The organism is Bartonella sp. P0282, assembly GCF_048452985.1.
In the GTDB taxonomy this organism is placed as follows: Bacteria; Pseudomonadota; Alphaproteobacteria; order Rhizobiales; family Rhizobiaceae; genus Bartonella; species Bartonella choladocola.
This window is the reverse complement of the sequence record NZ_WTFO01000004.1, coordinates 63,320-86,678: the sequence shown is the minus strand read 5'-3', so window position 1 is coordinate 86,678 and position 23,359 is coordinate 63,320. Positions and strand designations below refer to the sequence as shown.

Below are 23,359 nucleotides of genomic sequence, written 5' to 3'. Positions count from 1 at the left end.
AAGGCAGGAACTCGTATAATCTATATAATGAAAATGCGCGACACTGTTGTCGGAGGGAAAAACTCAACCGGTGCGATAAATTTAAGGCAAAACCGGAAAATGAATTCAAAACGGTTTTCATGATTTGGCAAAAAGCACGTGAAAAACGATCAACCGGTTGACAAAAGGCCAAGCCCGTCACAATTTTTGCCTGTCACATTTTTTGAAACTAGATAATCATTCTCTGTTGACGATATAAATTTCGATTTGGTGTTTTATGACGGTAAAAAAAACAAAAAAGGCAAAAGACAAAAATACAAAAATACAGCACGCTTATCTCAAGAATATTTATGGCGTGAAAAATTGGAACGAAGCGTCGGAGTGGCTGGCTTTTCGCGGTATTGAAGACATTGAATGTATTACACCCGATCAGGCCGGTGTCGCTCGCGGCAAGATGATGCCGTCAAACAAGTTTACCTCCGATACGTCACTTGCGCTGCCATCTGCTGTGTTTATGGCAACAATTTCCGGCGATTATCCCGAAGATGGCAACGGTTTCCATTATCCCGCCGATGATGGTGATTTGCGATTGGAACCCGATCTTGCGACTTTAAGCGTTGTCCCGTGGGAAGATGATCCGACCGCACAGGTTATTTGCGATATTGTTTACCAGACAGGCAAAAGAGTTGAATTTACGCCGCGCAATGTTTTGCGCAATGTCGTTGAATCCTACACAAAATTGGGATTGAAGCCGGTCGTTGCACCGGAAATAGAGTTTTATCTTGTCCAGAAAAATCCTGATCCCGATTATCCGTTGACACCTCCCGTTGGCCGCTCCGGTCGCGCAATCGGCGGCGGGCAGGGCTATTCTATTGCCGGTGTTAACGAATTCGACGAACTGATTGACGATATGTACCATTTTTCCGAGGCGCAAGGCTTGGAAATCGACACATTGATTCACGAAGAAGGGGCAGGCCAGCTCGAAATCAATTTGCGTCACGGCGACCCGATCGAACTTGCCGATCAGGTTTTTCTGTTCAAGCGCACGATACGTGAAGCGGCTTTCAAACATGATATGTATGCAACCTTTATGGCGAAACCCATAGAGGGCCAACCGGGGTCGGCCATGCATATTCATCAATCTATTGTCGACATGAAGACCGGCAACAATATTTTTACCCGCGCGGATGGCAGTGAAAGCGAGGCTTTCCGGTATTTTCTGGGCGGTTTACAAAAACATATGGCAAGTGCAATGGTCATGCTTGCACCATATGTCAATTCCTATCGCCGTTTGGTTCCCGATCTTTCGGCACCGGTCAATCTCCATTGGGGATATGACAATCGCACAACCGCTTTCCGTGTTCCCCGTTCGGCACCTCAGGCACGACGGGTTGAAAACCGCCTTCCGTCGTCCGATGCCAATCCTTATCTCGCACTTGCGGCATCTCTTGCCTGCGGCCTCATAGGGCTTGTCGATAAACTCAAGCCTGATGAACCGTCCTCGCAAACTGTTAATGCCGATCATGTGGATTTGCCAAGGGGACTTGTCGAAGCTGTAGCGCTATTTGATGAAAATAAACGGTTGCGTTCAGTGTTGGGGGATGCATTTGTAAACACTTATTCGGCAATCAAAAGGCAAGAATTTGAAACCTTCATGGAAGTTATCAGTCCTTGGGAGCGGGAATATTTGCTGCTCAATGTTTAGGATATTGGATGATGTTTCACGACAATACCATTTCGCCGGGTATATCATGGTATGAATTCAGCGTAGCCGAACGTCCGACATACCCCGTTCTTCATGAAACAAAAGAATGTGATGTTGCTATTATAGGCGGTGGCTTCACCGGACTTTCCGCAAGCTATCATCTGGCAAAAGCAGGGCTTCGCGTTGTGCTTGTCGACGGGGCGCGTTTTGGCGACGGCGCATCCGGCCGCAATGGCGGACAACTTGGAACGGGGCAGCGTCAGTGGGTGGAAAAGCTTGAAAAAGCACTTGGGCACGAAAGAGCCAAAGCTTTGTTCGATCTGGCGGAAGAAGCCAAAAAAGATATATTGGAACTTGGTAACAAAATAGATCTCGACTATTTTCCCGGACAATTGTCGCTTATTCATAAAAAACGCGAGATTGCAGCTTATCAGGCGCATGTCGAAAACATGCTGCGCTATGGTTATGACCAATTGTCATTCATGGACCGCAAGGAAACGCAAGACCGTTTGGGGTCGGATTTCTATTATGGTGGTATTCGCGATACCGGTACCGGTCACATCAATCCGTTAAAACTGGTTGTCGGACTTGCTTCTCTCGCTTCAAAAGCGGGAGCGGAACTTTATGAAAAAACGCCTGCAACGTCGCTTGAAGTCAAGAATGACAAGTGCATTGTAACCACCCCCGACGGTTATATCAAATCCGCGCATGTGTTACTCGCCACCAATGGCTACAATCAAACTTTACGCGGTTTTGTAGACCGCACAATCATTCCGATTCGTTCCTATATCGGTGCGACTGCTCCATTGCCGATTGATAGCGAGATTTTGCGTGGTGGAGAAGCGGTGGACGATTCGCGTTTTGTCGTGCGCTATTTCAGAAAAAGCGTTGATAACCGTCTGCTTTTTGGTGGTGTTGAAAGTTACGATAAAGCTGTAGCCGACCATCTCGCCGATCGTATTCGTGCGCAAATGGTAGAAATTTTTCCAAAATTAAGTGAAATCGAACTGACGCATTGTTGGGGTGGCACTGTTGCCATAACGGTCGAGCGGATGCCTTATATCCGTGACATTATGCAAAATGTTACTTATTGCGGCGGTTATTCCGGTCATGGGGTTATGCTTGCTCCGTTTATGGGAAAGCTTTACGCAGAAAGCATAACCGGCAAAGGCGATCGTATCCACTCTTTCAAAGAGCTGAAAATTTCGCCTTTTCCGGGTGGAAAAACGTTAAGGAGGCCGCTTCTTTGGTTGGCAATGCGGTTTTTTGCCTTGATGGATAGATTTTGAAGTTTTTAAAAGTTTTCTCGGCTTCAATCTTATTACATTGCCGACCAATACGGGGCGCGGAAAGTGGCGGAACGAGCCGCAAAAAAATGTTGAGCCACCAGAAGCGGCAAGAAAAGAAGCCGATTGTTTGCGCAGCACCTTTAAAAAAAGCGTTTCTGACAAATTTTAATGACTTGAAAGATAAAATTAACGGTGAAGTGAACGCCAAATTAACAGCTTATTCAGCACCTCAAGGCATATATATTGTGATATGAACAAGATTGATCACTTAAGGTGAAGCGTCCGAGGACTTTGATATTTCCATGGTAAGTAAAATAATTCCTATTCCCCCGTTTGATTGTATTGTTTTTGGCGGTGCGGGCGACCTTGCCGAAAGAAAGCTATTGCCTGCACTTTATCACCGCCAATGCACGGGGCAGTTCAGTGAGCCGACACGTATTATCGGTACATCCCGCTCGAAATTGACCGATGAAGAATACCGTAATTTTGCGCGCGCGGCGATCGAGAAACATGTTTCTGCTGACGATATTGATAAAAGTGAAGTTGACAGGTTTTTGAAGCGATTGAGTTATGTTCCGGTTGATGCCACGACCGACGCGGGTTGGGATCAATTGAAAAAAGCCATCGAGATTCCCTCTGTCAAAGCTATCAGGGCTTTTTATCTGGCGGTCAGTCCGGCTCTTTTCGGCAGCATTGCCGAACGCTTGGGAAAAAATGGTCTGGTCACCGATGATAGCCGCATTATTGTTGAAAAACCGATCGGCCGTGATCGCGAAACGGCAACAAAACTGAATGATATATTGGCAAGTGTTTTTCACGAGAACCAGATTTTCCGTATCGACCATTATCTGGGAAAAGAGACTGTCCAGAATCTGATGGCGTTGCGCTTTGCCAATGCGCTTTATGAACCATTGTGGAACTCGGCTCATATCGACCATGTCCAGATAACAGTAGCCGAATCGGTCGGGCTTGAGGGAAGAGCCGGTTATTATGATAATGCGGGTGCGCTTCGCGACATGGTGCAAAACCATATGTTGCAGCTTTTATGCCTCGTCGCGATGGAACCACCTTCAGCCAATACGGCCGATGTGGTTCGTGACGAGAAGCTTAAAGTTCTGCATTCACTTTCCCGTATTGATAGCCATAATGTGACAACCCACACGGTACGCGGGCAATATAAGGCCGGTGCTTCGACAAGCGGGCCTGTCGGTTCCTATCTTGATGATCTCAAAAAAGATAAAAGCAATACCGAAACATTTGTTGCGCTGAAAGTTGATATTAACAATTGGCGTTGGGCAGGTGCACCCTTTTATTTGCGCACCGGCAAACGTCTTGCAACCCGCATGTCGGAAATAGTGGTGACGTTCAAACCCATTCCTTACAATATTTTTGGCAGCGAAGCTGGCGAAGTTGTACCGAACCGGCTGGTTATCCGTTTGCAACCGGATGAGGGTGTCAAACAATGGCTGATGATAAAGGATCCGGGGCCTGGCGGAATGCGCCTTCACCATGTACCGCTTGATATGACATTTGCCGATTCATTTCCGGTTCGCAATCCCGATGCATATGAACGTTTGTTGATGGATGCTGTCCGTGGCAACCAGACATTGTTCATGCGGCGTGATGAAGTTGAAGCAGCGTGGAGCTTTGTCGACCCGATTGAAGAAGGTTGGGAAGCAACAAACATGCCTGTTCAGGGATATACCGCGGGAACATGGGGGCCATCAAAGTCGATTGCCCTGATCGAGCGGGACGGTCGGACATGGAACGATACAGTTTAGGGTATTGCTATGAGCTTGATGGATACAAACCGGTTGAATTTTGATACGCCTTCTGCATTGGCTTCGGCTTTGGCCGATCGGGTGGCGGCCGAATTGAGTGTTGCCATTGTTGAACGCAAACAGGCAGTGCTGGCAGTGTCAGGTGGTAAAACGCCCGAACTTTTTTTCCATTATCTCGCCAAGGCAGATATTGATTGGAAAAACATTCTTGTCACTTTGGTAGACGAACGATTTGTCCCCGTGACAGATGATCGTTCCAACGAACGTCTGGTGCGTTCAAGCCTGTTACAGAATTTTGCTTCAAAAGCCCGCTTTTACGGCCTTTATAACCCGTCGATTACTGCAGAGCTTGCGGCCTTTTCTGCAGCAAGCCGCATTAACGGCCTTCCACGGCCTTTTGATGTCATTGTTCTCGGCATGGGAACCGACGGGCATACAGCTTCGTTTTTCCCTGGCGGTGACCGTTTGAAACAGGCCATTGATCCGGAATCGCGTGCGCTGGTTTTACCAATTCATGCACGCGGCTTGAAGGAAGCCCGCCTGACACTTACATTGCCGGTGATTGCCGAAGCACGTTTCATCGCTCTTCATATTGAAGGTCAGACAAAACTGGATGTTTTCGAGCGTGCTTTGCAGGACGGACCGGTTGAAGAATTGCCAATTCGCGCAGTGTTGAAAAATACGCGCCATCCTGTTCAGGTCTACTGGTCGCCCAATGAAGAAGAAAAACAGATTACGGATGGAACCCATTCGTTGTTTGACACAGTTTCAGTTTAGGAGAAAGAAAACAAATGTCTCTTTCGGGCACAATCGCTGCCGTGACAGACCGGATTCGTGAGCGGTCAAAGAAAAGTCGCGAAATCTATCTTGACCGGATAACCCGTGCAGCACGTAATCGCCCGCGTCGCAGTTTTTTTGCCTGTGCCAATCAGGCTCATAGTTTTGCAGCCTGTGCGCCACTAGATAAAGAACGGTTGGAGGAAGATGTCGTTGGCAATATCGGTATCATCACAGCCTATAATGATATGTTGTCTGCGCACCAGCCTTTTGAAGCTTTTCCGGAAATTATCAGGGCTGCGGCGCGTGAAGCCGGCGGTGTAGCCGAAGTTGCCAGTGGTGTGCCGGCAATGTGTGATGGCATTACCCAAGGTTATACCGGCATGGAGCTTTCGCTTTTTTCACGCGATGTGATAGCTATGGCTGCTGCCGTCGGCTTGTCGCATGACGTGTTCGATGCAGCGCTTTATCTCGGTATTTGCGATAAAATTGTGCCGGGTCTTGTCATTGCCGCTTTGACATTCGGGCATATTCCGGCAATTTTTGTGCCCTCTGGCCCTATGACAACCGGTCAGGGTAACGACAAAAAAGCCGAAATCCGCCAACTATATGCCGAAGGTAAAGTTGATCGTAAAACGTTACTCCAGTCGGAAGCGACTTCCTATCATGGTCCGGGAACTTGTACTTTTTATGGAACGGCCAATTCCAACCAGATGATGATTGAAATGATGGGGCTTCATATGCCGGGGGCCGCATTCATCAACCCCAATACACCCTTGCGCGATGCATTAACGCGCGAAGCAACAAAGCGTGCTCTCGAAATTACCGCCCTTGGTAATGAATATACGCCGGTGGGTGCGATGATTGACGAGAAGTCTTTTGTCAATGCGATTGTCGGGTTGAATGCTACAGGTGGTTCGACCAACCACACAATTCATCTGATCGCTATGGCTCATGCAGCAGGTATTGATCTTACCTGGGGCGATATTGCCGAAATTTCATCGGTCGTTCCGCTTATCGCGAGGGTTTATCCAAACGGTCTTGCCGATGTGAACTATTTTCACGCCGCTGGCGGCATGGGATTTGTTATCAAGCAACTGATTGAAGCGGGACTTGTTCATGAAGATGTCCGCACAGTTGTCGGCGAGGGCTTGGATGCTTATGCAACCGAACCGAAACTGGGAAGTGACGGGCAAGTTGTGCGTGAACCGGCACCGGAAAAAAGTGGCGATGAAAAAGTGCTCACCGGATGGCGCAAACCTTTTCAAGAGGATGGCGGCATTCGGGTGCTTTCCGGCAATATGGGCGCTGCTATTATCAAGGTATCGGCAGTCAAACCCGAACGCTGGTTGATTGAAGCACCGGCTCTTGTTTTCAATGACCAACTGGAACTTCAAGACGCTTTCAAAGCCGGTAAACTTGACGGCAAGGATTTTGTTGCCGTTGTGCGCTATCAGGGGCCGAAAGCCAATGGTATGCCGGAATTGCATAAACTGACGACAGTTCTCGGCGTGTTGCAGGATCGCGGGCAAAAAATTGCTCTCGTCACCGATGGTCGCATGTCCGGCGCATCCGGCAAAATTCCGGCAGCCATCCATGTTACACCGGAGGCGCTTGATAACGGGCCGATTGCACGATTGAAAGACGGCGATATGATCCGGCTTGATGCCAATGACGGAACTTTGACGATTCTCGTCGATGAACAGGAGTTCAACAACAGACAGATCGAACATCCTGATCTTTCTGCACATGAATTCGGCACAGGACGCGAGCTTTTCCGCGTTTTCCGCGAATTTGTCGGACGGGCAGATCAAGGGGCAAGCGTTGTCGTTGGTCCTCTGCGCAAATAGCTGGTTCAGAGTTTTATATTCAAAAAAACGCTCCGGATTTAATTGTTCCGGAGCGTTTTTTATTGATTTCCTGAAATGACATCCAACAAATGTTTTGAAGGAAATGTCGCAACCCCATCAGAATTTTGGCAATGGCAAATTATTTGCTTTGCAGGCAGCTTTCAGTGTGTTTGCCATTAACATCGCAATTGTCATCGGCCCGACACCGCCGGGAACGGGGGTGATGAAGCCTGCCACTTTTTCTGCGGCTTTATAGTCGACATCGCCAACGAGGCGGGTTTTACCCTGACCTTTTTCAGGTGCCGGAACACGGTTAATGCCAACATCAATGACCGTTGCACCGGGTTTTATCCAGTCGCCCTTAATCATTTCGGGTTTTCCGACCGCTGCTACAAGAATATCGGCACTGCGGCAGACATCATCAATTTCGCGGGTACGGCTATGGGCAATCGTGACTGTCGCATTCGCCGCAAGAAGCAGCGCTGCAACCGGTTTGCCGACTATGTTTGAACGACCGACAACCACGGCATCAAGGCCGGATAAATCCTTACCCAGTCCATGTTCCACCATCACCATAATACCGGCAGGTGTGCAGGGAACGAATGCGTCTCCAATTGCACCGGTCATGACTTTACCGGCATTGATATAATGGAAACCGTCAACATCCTTGTCAGGCGAGATTGTCTGAATGACATGATCGGCATTGATATGTGCCGGTAATGGTAATTGTACCAGAATGCCGTGAATATTTTTGTCCTCGTTCAATTCTTTGACAAGGGCGAGCAAATCCGCCTCGCTGGTCTTCTCGTCCAGTTCATATTTGTTCGATAGAAAACCACACTCTTCAGCGCGTTTTTCCTTGGAAGCAACATAAACTTTGCTGGCAGAATCCTCCCCCACAATGATGACCGCTATTCCCGGCTGGATATTGTGTTGTTCACGTAAAATCGCGGTTTCTTGTTTTACTTTGGCAAGGATGTCTTCAGAAAGTTTTTTCCCGTCAATCACATTGGCCATAGAGGATTCCTTTCACTAGGCTTTTTGTTCTGCTTTAAAGCATATTCCTGAAATAAAACAGATCATTGTGTCAAGATTGTACATGTTTGGCACAAAGGATGTGCAAAATAGCCACTTTGGTATGGATGACAAGCAAAAAGTCATCCGTTTTGAGAAGAGAAAGACCAAAAATGGTTAAAGCCCGTTCAAACACCGGATAGAGCGGATTCTGCCGGTAACGGGGTGGAAAAAACGGGATTACAAGGAAAAACGCTATTCCGACCCGGTCATGTTATTTGTTGAATGAATATGCTGCCAACTCTTTGTTTGAATGGATATGTTGCCAAAGCTGAAACAGATTCAATCAACCGATCTATCACAATTGCGGATCTTATCTTGCATCTCAAACTTTTTTAAATTTTGATTTAAGAAACATTACGGCGTTTCAACAATCTCCCTCATGTGCAGGTGCAAAACTGCACACGGCTTCTTTCAAGAATTTCTCACCTATTTCAGCAGCCAAGCCAGAACCGGCGCCAGAAGAACATTGACAATGCCAACCATGACCATAACAAGGCCTGCAATCGAGCCTTCCTGACGCCCCATCTGGTGAGCGCGGGCAACGCCTGCGCCATGTGCTCCCATGCCGAAAAGGGCACCACGTGCAAGGGAAGAGCGTAACGGCAGATATTTGACAATAACTTCGCCCAGTGCAGCCCCCAGAACGCCGGTAAGGACAACGAAAACAGCCGTCAGATCGGGTATGCCGCCAATGTCACCGGAAACTTCCATGGCAAAAGGTGTGCTGATCGAACGCGGCATAAGACTTAGCCGCAAAGTCGGATCAAGTTGCATAAGGGTTGCAAGCCCCCATGCCGACAACATCGAAGCAAATGAACCGACGATAATACCGACCGTCAGAATAAACCAGTTTTTGGCAATGATTCTGCGTTGTTGCCAGATCGGAACAGCAAAAGCAACGGTGACCGGCCCCAGAATGGCAACAAGCCAATGGGTCGCTTTGATATAATGGGCATAGTCACCCTTGAGCAGCACCACCACGATCATCAGCAAAAGTGGTGTTACTGCCAATGGTGTCAGCCACCAATAGGAAAAACGGCGGTAAAATGCTTTTGCCGCCATATAGAGAAGGATGGTAACGAGCGACCAGAAAACCGTTTTGAAAACCGGACTGGTATAAAGCTCTATATCAGCCATATATTGTTCGAGATTTGATTCAATGTTTAACATGACGCATCAACATCCAGCGATAACAAAGGTCTATTGTCAAAGCGGTAATACTCATAACAACGAATGTGCCACCCAGAATAACGACCAGAATTTTTATGCCCAACAAGCCGATAAATTCTTTATGGTTGAGAAGGGCAAGAACTGCTGGAACAAAGAACAGAAGCATTTCGGCAATGAGCCAGTCGGCACCGCGTTTCATGCTCAATATACTGAGTTTACGACTAGCGAGCGCAAGAAGAGCAAGCACCATGCCGATAATTGCACCCGGAATGGGTAGGCTCAAAGCCCATGTAATGATCTCGCCAATAATCCAGAAAGCGCACAAAAGTCCCATCTGCGCAAATATATTGTGATGGAAGAGATGACGTGTTTGAACTCTAAGACGATGTATCATTTAATTTACTCCTGACAAAACGTTAGATAAGTGATGCTGTGTCATTCGTAAAATGAATTGAATTCATGTAGACTATTCCTATATAGAATAGTTATGCAAATAAGAACACTTGAAGCCTTTGTAGAAATTATACGCCAGAACGGCTTTTCCTCAGCCGCGAAAGTTCTGAACTCGACGCAATCGACGATCAGTAAGTCTCTGGCCCAGCTTGAAGGCCAGTATGGAACCAAATTAATCAATCGCAACAAAGGTAAAATGCAGCTTACAGCAGCAGGCGAATATGTCTTTCGTCACGCACAACGTATTCTTGCGGAAGAAACCCAAATGGAACGCGAGATTGCCGAATTGAAGGGGCTTAAACGTGGTGTTTTGAAAATCGGGCTTCCGCCTATTGGCAGTTCCGAACTTTTTGCACCGGTTCTTGCGCGTTACACTTCATCGCATCCTCATATCGACATCAATATTGTCGAACACGGAAGTAAAAAATTGGAAGAGCTGGTGCGGTCGGGCGAAATCGAGCTTGCCGGTTCGCTTGTGCCGATTGCAAGCGGTTTTGATTATCAGGATGTCCGCAACGATCCGGTTGTCGCGCTCATGCCGGCAAGCCTTGCAGGCAAGCGAACAAAGATTACCGCCAAAGAGCTTGCAGAATATCCGTTTGTTCTTTTTGCAAGCCAGTTTGCTTTGACACCACTTGTCATTGAAACCTTCCGTAAAAAGGGGCTGGAGCCGGTGGTTTCGGCACGTTCAAGCCAGATCGACTTTCTGTTTGGCCTCGTTGCAGCCGGTATGGGTGTAGGATTTTTACCCCGCATGATTGCCGAAAAGCGCAATGTCAAAAATGTAAAAATGGTAGAGATGACCGATATAGTCATTGAATGGCATATGGCTTTAATCTGGCGCAGTCAAAGCCATCTTTCCTATGCAGCACGCGAATGGTTGCGGCTATCAGGTGAATACCATGACGGAACATTAAAGGTAAATAATGGCATAAAATCATGAGCCGTTTTTTCCTGTACCCAAAAAAAAAGGTGCAGAAGCAACATAGTGTAAAATTCTCTTAAAATATTGGCGAATAGTTCTTGCGTCCGACAATTAAATTTCTATTATTCTGCCATTTAACACAGTAAATTACCGCTTGTGTGCGGTCATTTAAAAGCGCGGGGGCGTGAAGCGTCAAACTTGGGAGTGGTTTTATGGGAACTCAAAAAAGACGACTCATCGTTGTTGGAAATGCCGATTTACCAAGGGATTTTTCTGAAGAGATAGATAGTGCAGACTATGTTTTACGCTTCAATCGTCCCAGATTGCTTGACGGCTGGAGTGGTACTAAAACCAGTTGTCTGATGATGTGCAACTCCGGTAAGCCAATGCAGCGGAAACTTGAAGATCATTCGTTTCTGGAATACAAATTTTTTAAACAGGCAGAGTTCATTACACTGGTCTATCATCCCTATATTTTGAAGGCTTATTTTGCACTTCCCCGCCTGAGCTCGCGATTGTTAAAGCACCGAAGGCGCGACTGGACCGATAAGGCTATTAGAGTTTTTGGCGGGGCGAACAAGGATGTGGTTATAAAATCCGCGCAGTTTTATCTTGAAGCTTGTGCTGAAATCGGCATTGAAGGTAATAAACTCAAGGAATGGTTCCCGTCGACCGGCTATCTCGGCATTTGGGATTGTTTGAAACAGTTCGATTTGGCGGAATGGGAAATTTACATTTGCGGTTTTACCTGGCAGGGGTGGAAGCACCATGACTGGTCAACAGAAGAAAAATGGGTGCGTGAGCGCATAGATGAGGGAACATGCCATTTCCTTCAATAATGGCAACATTTTCGTCATTGTTTACTTTTCTGTTCGCCCTTATTATGCATGACAGGCTTTTGAAAAAGCCTGTTTTCAAACTCCGGGTCGAATATGAGCGGTTCATTAAAAACCATTAAAGCACTGATTATCCATCTCGATCGGGCGGATGAGAGGCAAATACAAGTCGAATTGCTGGAAAGACTTCTGCCATGTCCTGCTATAGTTTTGAAGGCGGTTGATAGTCTTGACCTTGATGACAAGACAATTTTTCATTTTTTTAGAAAAAAACTCTATCGCCCTTTTTATCCTTTCACATTGTCAAAAAACGAAATTGCATGTTTTTTATCCCACCGGCGTGCCTGGCAAAAAATTGTCGACGATGGCATGGACGCAGGATTTATCATTGAAGACGATGTTGCACTGGAGGAGCGATTTGAGGAAGTTTTCCGTTTTGCTGTTCAGGAAGCCAACGAAGAAAGTTTCATCCGTTTTCCCTTTCGCGTGCGTGAAACAGGCAAAATAATTGCCGAAAAAGGCGATATTAAACTTATCAGGCCAACAGAAATCGGTTTGGGGCAGGTTGCCCAACTGGTAGGCCGGAACGCTGCCCGAAAACTACTTGATGCGACAGCCACATTCGATCGTCCGGTCGATACGACCGAACAATTATACTGGAAAACCGGCGTCCATCCGGAGGTTGTTCTACCTCCGGTGGTTCGCGAGATTTCTGCCGAACTCGGCGGCTCGACGATCAAAAGTAAACATTCCTTTTTCGCGCGCCTTTATCGGGAACTGGCCCGTCCGCTCTATAGGCATCGCATAAAGGTTCTATCGAAACGTCAGGAAGGTTGATATGGCTGTTCCCATACTTCTTTATCATCATATAGGCACGCCCCCCAAGGCAGGGATCCCCGGTCGCTCCAATTATGTTACGGTCGAAAAATTCACCAGACAGATGCATGTTCTGAAACGTATCGGTTTTCAAGGATTGTCACTCAAAGAGGCAATGCCTTATATTCGGGGCCAGAAAAAGGGAAAAGTGGCAGCGATAACTTTCGACGACGGTTTTCTATCTGTTTATCAGGATGCTATGCCGGTTCTTGATGAATTGGGGTTCAGTGCAACCAATTTTTTTGTCTCTTCGCGTATGGGGCTAGACAATTCTTGGGACAATGAACGTTCACAGCGCGACAAAATAATGACATTCGACGAAATGAGAGATTGGGCAGCTCACGGGCACGAAGTCGGTGGCCACACGCTCGACCATTTGCATTTGAAAGATATTCCGCTTGAAGAGGCAAAACACCAGATAACTGAAAACAAACGCCAACTCGAAAAAGAACTTGGCACGTCAATCATATCTTTTGCCTATCCGTTCGGCGACGAAAATGAAGCAATTCAGTCAATTGTAAAAAATGCCGGCTACAGTTTTGCTGTTACAACTGTCAAATCACGTGCGCATGGGAAAGAGGGGGACTTTGAATTGCCCAGACACAGTATTCGCCGCAATGACACAATTTTGCATTTTTTGGCCAAATGTCTATTGCGCTAACCAAATGTTTATTGCGCTAAACGGGGCATAAATCACGTTTTTTTACCAATTGCATTGTCGTGCGATTAAAATTCATTTAAAAAAATGCCGGGCGAATGGACCCGGCAAAAATTTAAACAAGGGCATTTCAGAAACAAGCTTTTCACTGGAAGCCGAAATGTAATTCGGTTTTAATCATTTATGGTTAATAAAAAGTAAAGGAACGAGGTGCACAAGAAAATTTTAAAATATGTCGGGGTGCTGGTGTTGGTGTCGGGATTGATCGTTGCGGCGATTTTCCTGCTATTGCCGGTTCTTGTTTCGACAGATGCGATCCGCATCCGCCTTGCGCAGGATTTGAGCGCATGGACGGGCTACAACGTGCAATTGCGGGAAGCTCCCCATCTTGACCTTTTCCCTTATCCGAAGGCTTCATTGTCGGGCGTAACACTCACTCCGATGAATGATGAGGCCGCTCCGCTGATGGAAGCCGAACGCATTGAAGTCGACTTGTCACTGATCGATGCGCTGTTAGGACATATTACATTTTCGCAAACACGCATTATCAACCCGCATTTTGTTATGGAAGAACCGGTCAAAACGGTTGCGGATTTTTTTGACACTCTTTCCCGTTCGCAAGGCAGTTTCGGTTCGGCTGTTCGTGAGGCTCGTGACATTGTTAAAAAGAACCCCGACCATCCGGATACAACACGCCTTCTCAACCAGCCTTTCGGGCGTATTGTGATTGACAATGGCGAGCTTCTCTATCGCAAGAATATGGGAGGGATGGCGGAAAAAATTACGGCACTGAATGCGGTTCTCGAATGGCCGGAATCGACAAGGGCGGCAAGTTTTCGTGCCAATGCAACGTGGCATGGCAAAGCAACCGATTTGCGTATTGATGCAATGCAAGCGCTGATCCTGTTTTCAGGTGGAACGAGTGACGTAAGAGCCAGTCTCAATTCTTTGAGCGGCGGTATTACTTTTGAAGGAAAGGGGCGACTTTCCGACAGCTATATTTTTGACGGGCGGCTCTCGGCCCGTTCACCGGGTTGGAACAGGACGATGGAGTGGCTTGGTTATCACGATCTACCCGGACAAGGATTGAAAGCGCCGGTTGTCTGGGAGTCGGATTTTTCCGCCCAACCCGGTCATATGCAGTTTAACAATATCAATTTCAAACTTGGAAATGATAATGCACGCGGTGCACTTGCGACCGGCTATCAGGATGATTTGCCGGTCATCAGCGGGTCGCTTGCTTTTGACAGGCTCGATCTTGATACATTGGTTGCTACATTTTTTCCGGACGAGGAAAAAAATCAGTTTCTTGATCTTTCGGTTTTCGACATGATCGGGCTTGACATCCGCATGTCGGCACCGGAAGCCAAGCTTCAAAATGTCACCCTCAATAATCTTGCTGCTGCCGTCCAGATCAGAAATGGAAGAGGCATTTTCGATCTTGGCAATGCCAATGCTTTTGGTGGTGCTATTCAATCCAATATACAGATTGCCCGCGACAATGATAAAGCCAATATAGAAGGCCGCATTTCTGCAAGTTCTGTCGATTTGCCATCAATCGCGCGGGCTTTCCACTATCCCGATTTTGTTCATGCAAAGGCCGGTCTTATTTTGACCATGCATGCGCCTTTCAGCCGGTGGTCGGAAGTTATATCCGGAATGCAGGGGCATTTGACATTGAATATGTCGTCGGGCAGTTTCAAAGGCTATGACATTGACAAATTGCGTTTTGCCTTGAGTAGCGGTGAAAAAGCATGGGCAGAAAAAAGCGATCATGCGTCAACCGATTTTGATAAATGGGATATTGAAACAACCATCACCGACGAAAATCTTGTGATTGATAAATCAACCATCTACATGGGAAATTGGCGACTTCTTATGAAAGGCACTGCCGATCTTCAAATAAAAGACGGTAAGAACCATGGCTACGAAGTCAAGCTTGATTCAGTGCTTAAAAAAGTTCCGCGGTCGGATAAAATCTGCCCCGATGTCGAATGTGTTTCCAACAGTCTTGTCAAACCATTGATGTTTTCATTGTCAGCCAGTCAATTTCCCTATGGTGCCATTGACCTTGAACGCAATAATATGAAAGAAGAAAAACAGGATTAAAGGCAATAGAGACGGAATAAGCCGGTTTGTTTGTTATGACCGGTTTTAAAACAAATGGTAAAACTCCTGGCACTGTCGATTGGACCGATAAAAACGATCGGGTCTGCAAACTTGAAAAGCGGAATTGATAAAAAACCGGTCGATCGGCCGCTTTTGCTCACCAAAACCGGTTTTATCGGTGACGAGCAGGCAGACAAGAAACATCATGGCGGACCGGAAAAGGCGGTCCACCATTATGATTTTGACCATTATGCTTTCTGGAAAAAAGAGCTGGGGCATAAAGAGGTGTTTGACACGCCGACTGCCTTTGGAGAAAATCTTTCAACCTCAAGCTTGAGTGAAAAAAATATCGCTGTCGGGGATATATTCCGGTTAGGCAAGGCAATTATCGAAGTTTCGCAAGGCAGACAACCCTGTTTCCGGCTCAATGTCAGATTCGGTGTTCCGGATATGGCGTTAAGGACGCAAAATAGCGGGCGAACAGGGTGGTATTACCGCGTTTTGCAGGAGGGAGAAGTTTCTGCAAGTGACGAACTCGAATTGATCGAGAGATGCCACGAAATGTGGACGATCCATCGCATATGGAAGGCTTTTTATGTGACAAAAAATGACTATGAAGAATTGTCGCATATTGCTTCACTGAACGAATTATCTCCGAGCTGGCGTTTGCTTGCACAAAAGCGGTTGGATAGCCACGAGATAGAAGATTGGACGAAAAGATTGAACGGTGTGGCATGAGACGCTCATTCGGGCTTTTGACAAAGCTCGGTTAAGTCTTGGGCGGCAGGTTTCCAAAAATTCTTAAATAAATTGTTGTTTGGGGCAGGCTTTAACGCTTTGTCACGGCAAACCGGTTTTAAGAAATCCGGTGTGCATAAAAGTTGTTGTCACCGCACTGTGGGGAATCACCGGCACTAAGGGAAATTTGATAATTGCCATAAAGAGCCTTCAAGAAACCTATTAAGATACTTCCTGAAACCTATAAAGATCTTTCCCGAAACATTGGCGCATGTCATTTTTGCGGGTTTTTATATCAACCTTGTTAACGGCTCCCGGTCGCAACCGGATCAATGATTTTGCCTGAAAAGTAGCTTGGTGGTTTGCAAATATTGAAAGGGGTCAATTTTACTGCCGAACGTGGCTCGATCGTCGCTCTGCTCGGCGGTTCCGGCTCCGGAAAAACAACGCTTCTGCGCTCGATAGCCGGACTGGAAAATCCGGAAGTCGGGCGCATCACAATCGGCGATAAAATTGCCCGTGACAGTGAAGCCAATATCCAGCTTCCTCCCGAACAACGCGACATCGGGCTTGTTTTCCAGTCCTACGCTTTATGGCCGCATCGCACAGTGCGTGAAAATGTCGCCTATGGTTTGAAATTACGTCATGTCGGAGCCGCGGAGATAAAAAACCGCGTTAACCGGATCCTTGAAACAAAGGGGCTTTCCCATCTCGCCGACCGTTATCCAAGCGAGCTTTCCGGAGGCCAACAACAACGTGTTTCAATTTGCAGGGCAGTTGTTTATGAACCGCGTGTCTTGTTGCTTGATGAACCATTGTCCAATCTTGACGCGAAATTGCGTGAAGAAGCGCGCTATTGGATAAGAAAGCTCATTCTTGAACTTGATATATGTGCAATTCTGGTGACCCATGACCAGACAGAAGCTCTTGCGGCGGCTGACCGTATTCTTTTGTTACAAAATGGTCGGATTGTCCAACATGGTAGCCCGATTGAAATTTATTCCAATCCGGATTGCTTTTATGCTGCAGAATTTCTTGGCGCCAACAACATCGCTCATGGACAAATATTGCAAAAAGACGGTGCGTTCATCACTTTCGGCGCTGAAAACTGGTCTTTGACCGGAATGTTGCGGGAAGGCGAGGATACGAGGCTAGGAGAGGCTGTCAAAGCTGTTATTCGCCTTGAACATATCAAGGTCAGCCAACAACCGGTTCCGGAAGCAATGCCGATGCATCTTGATGCCAGCCTTTATCTTGGCGACCGTTGGGAATACCGTCTTCATTACGGGGCGTTGGAATTGAAGGCGAGTGGTCCGGAAAAACTTGAAACAGGTGAAGTTTATATTATTATCAAACCGGAAGATGTCTGGTTATTTCGCGATTGAACAACATTTTACAGCCACACCTTGAAAAATAACTCTCCAAAACCGGATAGACTTGAATTTATCAATCTCTCCGGTTTTTATTTAAAAAATAATTTAAAACCGAAAAACACTTGTTATGCGTAAAAATAAACGATTGAAATCGAATATATTACTTGAAAAAATCCGGTTTAAACTTTTTTTGACACACCGGAAACCATGTAGTTGATTGACATTCAATCCTGTTGAAGCGCATCATGGAAAAAGTTGAACTTGATTTGGAATATCATCTTTATACATGATATTTTGATAACATGTCGGGTTATAAGCTTGTCCGTTAAAGCCGGAGAAGAAACAATTTATTTTTTAATGGATTATCAAGGAGAATAGATGCCAGAACTTTCACAAAAAAAATCGGTTCCCTTGCTTAAGATGAATGACGGCTTGTTCATTCCGCAATTGGGCTTCGGTGTTTGGAAAATAGCGGAAGATGAGACCGAAAACGCTGTCAAACAAGCGATTTCAACCGGCTATCGACACATTGACACAGCCAAAGCTTATGACAATGAAGAAGGTGTCGGCCTTGGCGTTGCCGCGTCGGGTATCGAGCGGAAGAACATTTTTCTTGCCACCAAAGTCTGGAATACCGATCAGGGTTATGACAAGACGATGCAGGCTTTTGAGGAAAGCGCAAAGCGCTTGCGTGTAAGCGCTATTGACCTTTATCTTATTCATTGGCCGGTTCCGGCACGCGATCTTTTTGTGGAAACGTGGAAAGCTCTCATCAGGCTCAAGCAGGAAAACCGCGTTCGTTCAATCGGTGTTTGCAATTTCCGCATTGTCGATCTTGAGCGGCTTATCAAGGAAACCGGCGTTGCTCCGGCTGTCAATCAGGTGGAACTGCACCCGCATTTTCAACAAAAGCAATTACGCATATTCCACGACAAGAATAACATATTGACAGAGGCATGGGCTCCTCTTGGTCGCGGGCAATTTCTTGATGATCCGGTGTTGAAAAAGATTGCGGCAGAACATCATAAAACAGTCGCACAAATCATTTTGCGCTGGCATATGGAAATGGGCACAATCGCTATTCCGAAATCCCGTTCTAAAGAACGTATGGCCGAGAATTTCAATATATTCGATTTTGCGCTTACCGCTGCCAATCATGATGCAATTGCAGCTCTCGACAAAGTCGATGGCCGATTGGGACCAAATCCGGCCGAATTTCAAGGTTGAAATTTCCACTGTATTGATATTATCGAAGTGGCGCCTTCATTGTGGCGCCGCTTTTTTTGCAGCGCCGCTTTTATTATCGGGGTTTAACGGGCTTAAACATCGTTGTTTCTATTGTTTTTCCCTTATCCGTAGTGTTTTTTACCATAAAGTTTAATTGAATAGGGCTTCCTGTTTATGAATGCGCGTTCGTCATTCGCTTTTACCGGTTAGGGAAAGTAACGAACACAAAAGCCGGAAACCTTAAGCCACACATTACTATTCCGGCTGAATATCCATGAAGTTTTTTCTTTTGTGGGGGGCTTTTCCTCGCTTTTGCCGGTTGGCTCCGGTGACGCGGAAATAAACTTGAAGCAGCCGCGGACGAGCCTGAAACGATTTTGGAAAAGTAGCACAGCATTCAAAATGCTATTTCAAAAGCGTGATAGGTTTGTAACGAGACAGAAGAACGTTGTGATGAAAAACTGTAACCGGAAAGAGGAGAAGCGGGAGCCTTCTATTTGAGGTTTTGAAAAACCCGTCAAATAAATATAAAGTGCGCTATCTGAACGTTCAGCCACACAATCCGGAATCATTTTTCCTGTTCATTCAAGTTTGCCTGCCAGCAGGTTCAAGCTTGAGCGGCGCTGCCTCAAGGTCTGTCTATCAAGGGGGATTTATTATTCCGGATAGGGATTGAAGACAGCCCTCATCGGCATTTTTTCAAAACGAAAAGACAAATGCGGAGATAAAGCCTGATGTATATGAAAAAGAAGGGGCCAAAAGGCCCCTTTTTCAAGTTTCCGGTTACCGGCTTTTTCCTGACGAGGAAATCCGGCCAAATTTAGTGCATCGAGCTATGGACACCATAACCGTCTTTACTCATGAATTCGTTATTTCCCGCACCCACCGAACCGATTCCGGCAGCTACAAGAATAAATGTGAATAGAGCAGCGACGGTCACCAGAGTGGCTCTCTTGGCAGACATTCTATCTCTCCGATCAAATGCTATTATTGAATCTCAAATTGTGTGTTGTCATATAGCGAAGTTTATTTTTCGACAATGAACGAACCCTTTTTTGTGATCCCTTTTTCTGCATTAAAGTAAAAAAAAGTTAAATCTGTTGCAGTTTGGTGACGAAAAAAAACCTGACAAAATCAGTCGGTTATTGCTGCTTTTCTTCGATTGCTACACTGACTGTCCGTCCGGAAACCAGATGGACATTATCAGGCACCGGATCAAGCTTGATACGAACCGGTATACGCTGGGCAAGGCGCACCCAGTTGAATGTTGGCGCAACATTGGCAAGAAGGCTTGTTGTCTGTGTGCGTTCACGATCTTCGATACCGGCAGCAAACCCTTCAACAACACCGGTCAACACAGCACTTGAACCCATAATGTGGATTGTTGCCCGGCTACCGATGTGAATACGGTCGAGTTTATTTTCTTCAAAATAACCGGAAGCATAAAACGAATCGGTGTCAACAAGTGCCGTAACCGGCTTACCTTGCGTGACATATTCTCCCGGTTGAAGCGAAAAATTGGTCAGTTTGCCATTCACAGCAGCACGAACGGTCGAACGTTCAAGATCGAGCTTTGCTGTATCGAGCTGGACGATCGCCTTACGCAAGGTGGCGGCAGTTTGCAATTCCTGCATAGCGGCCGTTTCCAATTGTTGGCGGGTAATGGTTTTGTCATCAAGTTTCTGGTCGCGTTCAAGATCGCGTTTTGCCTGATCGTGGGCGGCTTTGGCATTATCAACCATAGCCTGAGCATCTTCCAGAGCCAGAGTAAAACGCGCCTGATCTATCTTGAAAAGAACATCGCCCTGTTTGACTTGTTGGTTATCAACCACATGGACTTCGGTGACAAAACCGGAAACATCAGGTGCGACACGAACAACATCGGCACTGATTTTGCCATCTCTCGTCCACGGGTCATTCATGTAGTAGTTCCATAGCTGCCACAGAAGAAGTCCGGCTACCAGAGCCATGACAAGGGTGAAGAATATACGACCGGAATTGGCTATAAGCTTGTTCATATCCGTTAAATCCGAGTTACAATGAAAGAAAGAATACTCAAAATGATGAAATAGGTTGCTGCGGCAAACAGCGCATGGTGCCAGATGAACCGCTCCAGCCCTTTACGCAAGATGAACCGTTGGAGACCAACATTCAAAAAATAGCTGACCAGTGCCAGAATTCCGATTGTCGGAATATAGACACCATAAATATCGACCTCTGGGTTCATGAGTCATGTCCTTTGAAAATTGGAGGCAAGACTGCTTCGTAAGGTTCGGCATCACTGAAGAGGTTTTGCCGCAAACCGGTTAATGCAAACGAGATTTTCTGGTGATCTTCAGAATCAGGCAGAGCAAGCGTCCAATCAAGTGTTGTATCTATTGCTTCCAGCAATTCTTTGCCATCCGGCACATCGGTACTGTTGATTTTTACACGGTAATAAAATGCCAGTTCCTCCAGAACATTGGCAAGATTTTGGCGATTGGTCGGCCCTTGTGATTCTTTGAGATGTTGCAATTCAATCGTATCAAGCCCGACACGCACATCTTTGAGAATGTCGGTCTGGCGAACGGGTGAATGAATCGGTATCAGGGCATAACGGGGAGCAATCAATCCATAGCGGTAAAGCATACGGTGCAAAAGTTCGTTATAGGCTTTGGTGTCGGTAGGCCTTTCCGCAACTTCGATAATGTCGTTCCAGCTTGCACGAATGAGACGAAAAGCACTCCATTCGGCTCCGACAGAACGGACAATGGAAGCTGTTGCGGCAGCGACAATAATTCCCAGAATCATTGCCGTGTTGATATTGATGAAATTATAAAAATCGCCACTCAAGCGGGATTGCAGCAATAACAGATTGGGCAGGTTGACTGCCATTGTCATGCCCATGGCAAATTTTGAAGGGATGGCCATCATAATTCCGGCAGGTATCAGCACAAGTGCCAAACAGAGCATGAGTGGCAAAAAGCCGTCAACGAGCGGTAAAAGACCGAATTGAAGAACAAAGGCGATAACAAGAACAATGAGAATTTGCTTGAGCATTCCGCGAATTGCAGGAACAGGATCATCTTTCGTTGCAAAAAGGCTGCTGAAAATACCGGTCATCATGGCAGCGGTTGCGCCTTGCGTCCATTCTGTCATACGCCACAAAGTAACAGTAATAAAAATGGCAAGGATTGCAGAAAAAGCTGAAAGAAACGCAATGCCGAAATCGTAGTGAATCGACCTTACTTCGCCTAAAAAATCGAAACGGTGCCAACGCAATTTATGTTGGGTGCCGTTGACGATGTCGTTGCGCAAATGCAGACAGTCGGAATAGATTTCCATAATATCGACAAGGCGCAATGTCAGATTGCGTGAAACGAGATCAAGCCACACTTTCGAGCGGCCAATATCATCCAATACGGATTGCTTCAAAGCTTTGATACGGGCAATGCCTTCCGGCTTCATCGGTTCATGGGTTTGTAACCATGCGGATGTTTCCGCGATAAGTTCGTCAAGTTTGGTGTTGTTGCTCTTGCCACCACATTGCTCGTCGAGCATTTTGTTGCGCTGGTTGATGAGATCGTTACAGCTTGCCACCATTGGCAGCAACGAGACCATGCGGCTTTGTAACACACGCATTGCATTCACTGTCGATGGCAATGTCGACGAGTCGTAAGTGACATGGGTGGTAAAAGCGCGCAAATCGACAGCATCAATCGCCAGATGTTGGCGCTTTTGCAATGCGTCTTCGCTTTTGCCTTGCCCTTTAATATACATAATTGCAAGGTCGGCGCTGTTTTTCAGCCATTTATCAATACGATCGGCAAGAACCGGTCCGGCATGGCGGGGAAAAACAAGGCGGCCGACAAGTGCGGCAGAAATAATGCCGACACTGATTTCTTCAACACGACTTGCCGAATAATCAAAAACAGTTTCCGGTGTGTCAACAATCATAAAACCGATAATGCAGACACTATAGCCGGCAAGCATGGAAACATAAGCGCGCGGGCTGCGATCCAATACGCTGATAAACAAACAACCGCCAAGCCAGAGGGCAAGCCCCAAAGTTGTGAGTTCCGGCGAAGGAATAAGCTGCGGTAACATAATGACTGTTGCCATACCGCCGATTGCAGTGCCGAGAAGCCGGTAGAACGCTTTTGATGTCAAAGCACCCGATAGCGGGTGGGCAACAATATATACGGCTGTAATTGTCCAATAGGGGTTGGGAAGATCACACAAAAAGGCGATATAGAGAGCCAAAGCCGCGGCTGCGATAGTTTTTAACGAGAATACGACATCCCATACAGTCGGTTGTTTTACGCTAACAGTCATATATTTTCAAATAAGCACAATAAGCGGGCAAAAAGAGAGTTCTCCTTTGTCCGGAATAACACTATAAAGCTGCTTTCCTACGAGATCACCAATTTGACAGCGTTGAGAGAAGGTAGTTTCTTCTCATATTTAGTTTTATTTTTAGAAAGTTTCTAGTCACCTTTATGTAAAACTTGTCACCTTTCTGTAAAAAGTGACTACGAATGTTGATAGGCACACGGT

At 46.4% G+C, this 23,359-nt stretch carries 21 protein-coding genes; 14 read left to right on the top strand and 7 right to left on the bottom strand.

Translation table 11 applies throughout. The annotated features are described in order from the left end of the window. Positions 1-256 precede the first annotated feature (256 nt). The 6 genes from GQS64_RS11680 to edd are packed head-to-tail and all read left to right on the top strand — an operon-like array spanning position 257 to position 7,381. Positions 257-1,684: a glutamine synthetase family protein gene (locus tag GQS64_RS11680; RefSeq protein ID WP_198231720.1), complete on the top strand. Its 1,428-nt coding sequence runs from the start codon at positions 257-259 to the stop codon at positions 1,682-1,684. An 11-nt stretch (positions 1,685-1,695) separates the two neighbouring features. Continuing rightward, complete coding sequence (locus GQS64_RS11675; RefSeq protein ID WP_198231745.1) at positions 1,696-2,973, top strand: NAD(P)/FAD-dependent oxidoreductase; 1,278 nt, start codon at positions 1,696-1,698, stop codon at positions 2,971-2,973. Then, positions 2,970-3,227 carry a hypothetical protein gene (locus tag GQS64_RS11670; RefSeq protein ID WP_198231719.1) on the top strand — a complete coding sequence of 86 codons (258 nt, stop codon included), beginning with the start codon at positions 2,970-2,972 and terminating at the stop codon, positions 3,225-3,227. Before GQS64_RS11675 ends, GQS64_RS11670 begins: the two co-directional genes overlap by 4 nt. A gap of 48 nt (positions 3,228-3,275) precedes the next feature. Then, positions 3,276-4,754: a glucose-6-phosphate dehydrogenase gene (zwf, locus tag GQS64_RS11665; RefSeq protein ID WP_198231718.1), complete on the top strand. Its 1,479-nt coding sequence runs from the start codon at positions 3,276-3,278 to the stop codon at positions 4,752-4,754. 9 nt (positions 4,755-4,763) lie between these two features. After that, entirely contained in the window at positions 4,764-5,531 is a 768-nt protein-coding gene (pgl, locus tag GQS64_RS11660; protein WP_077993825.1) for a 6-phosphogluconolactonase, read from the top strand. 14 nt (positions 5,532-5,545) lie between these two features. After that, complete coding sequence (gene edd, locus GQS64_RS11655) at positions 5,546-7,381, top strand: phosphogluconate dehydratase (protein WP_198231717.1); 1,836 nt, start codon at positions 5,546-5,548, stop codon at positions 7,379-7,381. 117 nt (positions 7,382-7,498) lie between these two features. Here edd and folD read toward each other — a convergent pair whose 3' ends face one another. From folD to GQS64_RS11640, 3 genes are all read right to left on the bottom strand, one after another. Then, positions 7,499-8,398 (bottom strand): bifunctional methylenetetrahydrofolate dehydrogenase/methenyltetrahydrofolate cyclohydrolase FolD, encoded by a 900-nt coding sequence (gene folD, locus GQS64_RS11650; protein WP_198231716.1) that lies wholly within the window; start codon positions 8,396-8,398, stop codon positions 7,499-7,501. Between the two features lie 486 nt (positions 8,399-8,884). Next, entirely contained in the window at positions 8,885-9,595 is a 711-nt protein-coding gene (locus GQS64_RS11645) for an LrgB family protein (RefSeq protein WP_077994681.1), read from the bottom strand. Between the two features lie 19 nt (positions 9,596-9,614). Continuing rightward, positions 9,615-10,022, bottom strand: a complete 408-nt coding sequence (locus tag GQS64_RS11640; RefSeq protein WP_077993820.1) for a CidA/LrgA family protein — start codon at positions 10,020-10,022, stop codon at positions 9,615-9,617. 93 nt (positions 10,023-10,115) lie between these two features. Here GQS64_RS11640 and GQS64_RS11635 point away from each other — a divergent pair, with 93 nt between their 5' ends. From GQS64_RS11635 to GQS64_RS11600, 8 genes are all read left to right on the top strand, one after another. Next, on the top strand, positions 10,116-11,024 hold the full coding sequence (locus GQS64_RS11635; RefSeq protein ID WP_198231715.1) for a LysR family transcriptional regulator: 909 nt from the start codon (positions 10,116-10,118) through the stop codon (positions 11,022-11,024). Positions 11,025-11,218: 194 nt separating this feature from the next. Then, positions 11,219-11,845, top strand: a complete 627-nt coding sequence (locus tag GQS64_RS11630; protein WP_198231714.1) for a glycosyltransferase family 29 protein — start codon at positions 11,219-11,221, stop codon at positions 11,843-11,845. Between the two features lie 93 nt (positions 11,846-11,938). Then, on the top strand, positions 11,939-12,679 hold the full coding sequence (locus tag GQS64_RS11625; RefSeq protein WP_077993815.1) for a glycosyltransferase family 25 protein: 741 nt from the start codon (positions 11,939-11,941) through the stop codon (positions 12,677-12,679). Between the two features lies 1 nt (position 12,680). Then, positions 12,681-13,379, top strand: a complete 699-nt coding sequence (locus GQS64_RS11620) for a polysaccharide deacetylase family protein (RefSeq protein ID WP_198231713.1) — start codon at positions 12,681-12,683, stop codon at positions 13,377-13,379. A 207-nt stretch (positions 13,380-13,586) separates the two neighbouring features. Continuing rightward, the gene (locus tag GQS64_RS11615) at positions 13,587-15,485 is read left to right on the top strand and encodes an AsmA family protein (RefSeq protein WP_198231712.1); all 1,899 of its coding nucleotides are present in this window, start codon (positions 13,587-13,589) and stop codon (positions 15,483-15,485) included. 54 nt (positions 15,486-15,539) lie between these two features. Next, complete coding sequence (locus GQS64_RS11610) at positions 15,540-16,223, top strand: MOSC domain-containing protein (protein ID WP_198231711.1); 684 nt, start codon at positions 15,540-15,542, stop codon at positions 16,221-16,223. Between the two features lie 362 nt (positions 16,224-16,585). Continuing rightward, positions 16,586-17,608 (top strand): ABC transporter ATP-binding protein, encoded by a 1,023-nt coding sequence (locus GQS64_RS11605; RefSeq protein ID WP_246798564.1) that lies wholly within the window; start codon positions 16,586-16,588, stop codon positions 17,606-17,608. A 366-nt stretch (positions 17,609-17,974) separates the two neighbouring features. Continuing rightward, positions 17,975-18,823 (top strand): aldo/keto reductase, encoded by an 849-nt coding sequence (locus GQS64_RS11600; RefSeq protein ID WP_077993807.1) that lies wholly within the window; start codon positions 17,975-17,977, stop codon positions 18,821-18,823. Between the two features lie 820 nt (positions 18,824-19,643). Here GQS64_RS11600 and GQS64_RS11595 read toward each other — a convergent pair. The 4 genes from GQS64_RS11595 to GQS64_RS11580 all read right to left on the bottom strand — a co-directional run bounded on the left by GQS64_RS11595 (position 19,644) and on the right by GQS64_RS11580 (position 23,137). Continuing rightward, positions 19,644-19,787 (bottom strand): hypothetical protein, encoded by a 144-nt coding sequence (locus GQS64_RS11595; RefSeq protein WP_188318047.1) that lies wholly within the window; start codon positions 19,785-19,787, stop codon positions 19,644-19,646. A 178-nt stretch (positions 19,788-19,965) separates the two neighbouring features. Next, complete coding sequence (locus GQS64_RS11590) at positions 19,966-20,841, bottom strand: HlyD family secretion protein (RefSeq protein WP_077993805.1); 876 nt, start codon at positions 20,839-20,841, stop codon at positions 19,966-19,968. Between the two features lie 5 nt (positions 20,842-20,846). Then, on the bottom strand, positions 20,847-21,050 hold the full coding sequence (locus GQS64_RS11585; protein WP_077993803.1) for a DUF1656 domain-containing protein: 204 nt from the start codon (positions 21,048-21,050) through the stop codon (positions 20,847-20,849). After that, positions 21,047-23,137 carry an FUSC family protein gene (locus tag GQS64_RS11580; protein ID WP_077993801.1) on the bottom strand — a complete coding sequence of 697 codons (2,091 nt, stop codon included), beginning with the start codon at positions 23,135-23,137 and terminating at the stop codon, positions 21,047-21,049. The genes GQS64_RS11585 and GQS64_RS11580 overlap by 4 nt, the downstream gene beginning before the upstream one ends. Positions 23,138-23,359 lie beyond the last annotated feature (222 nt).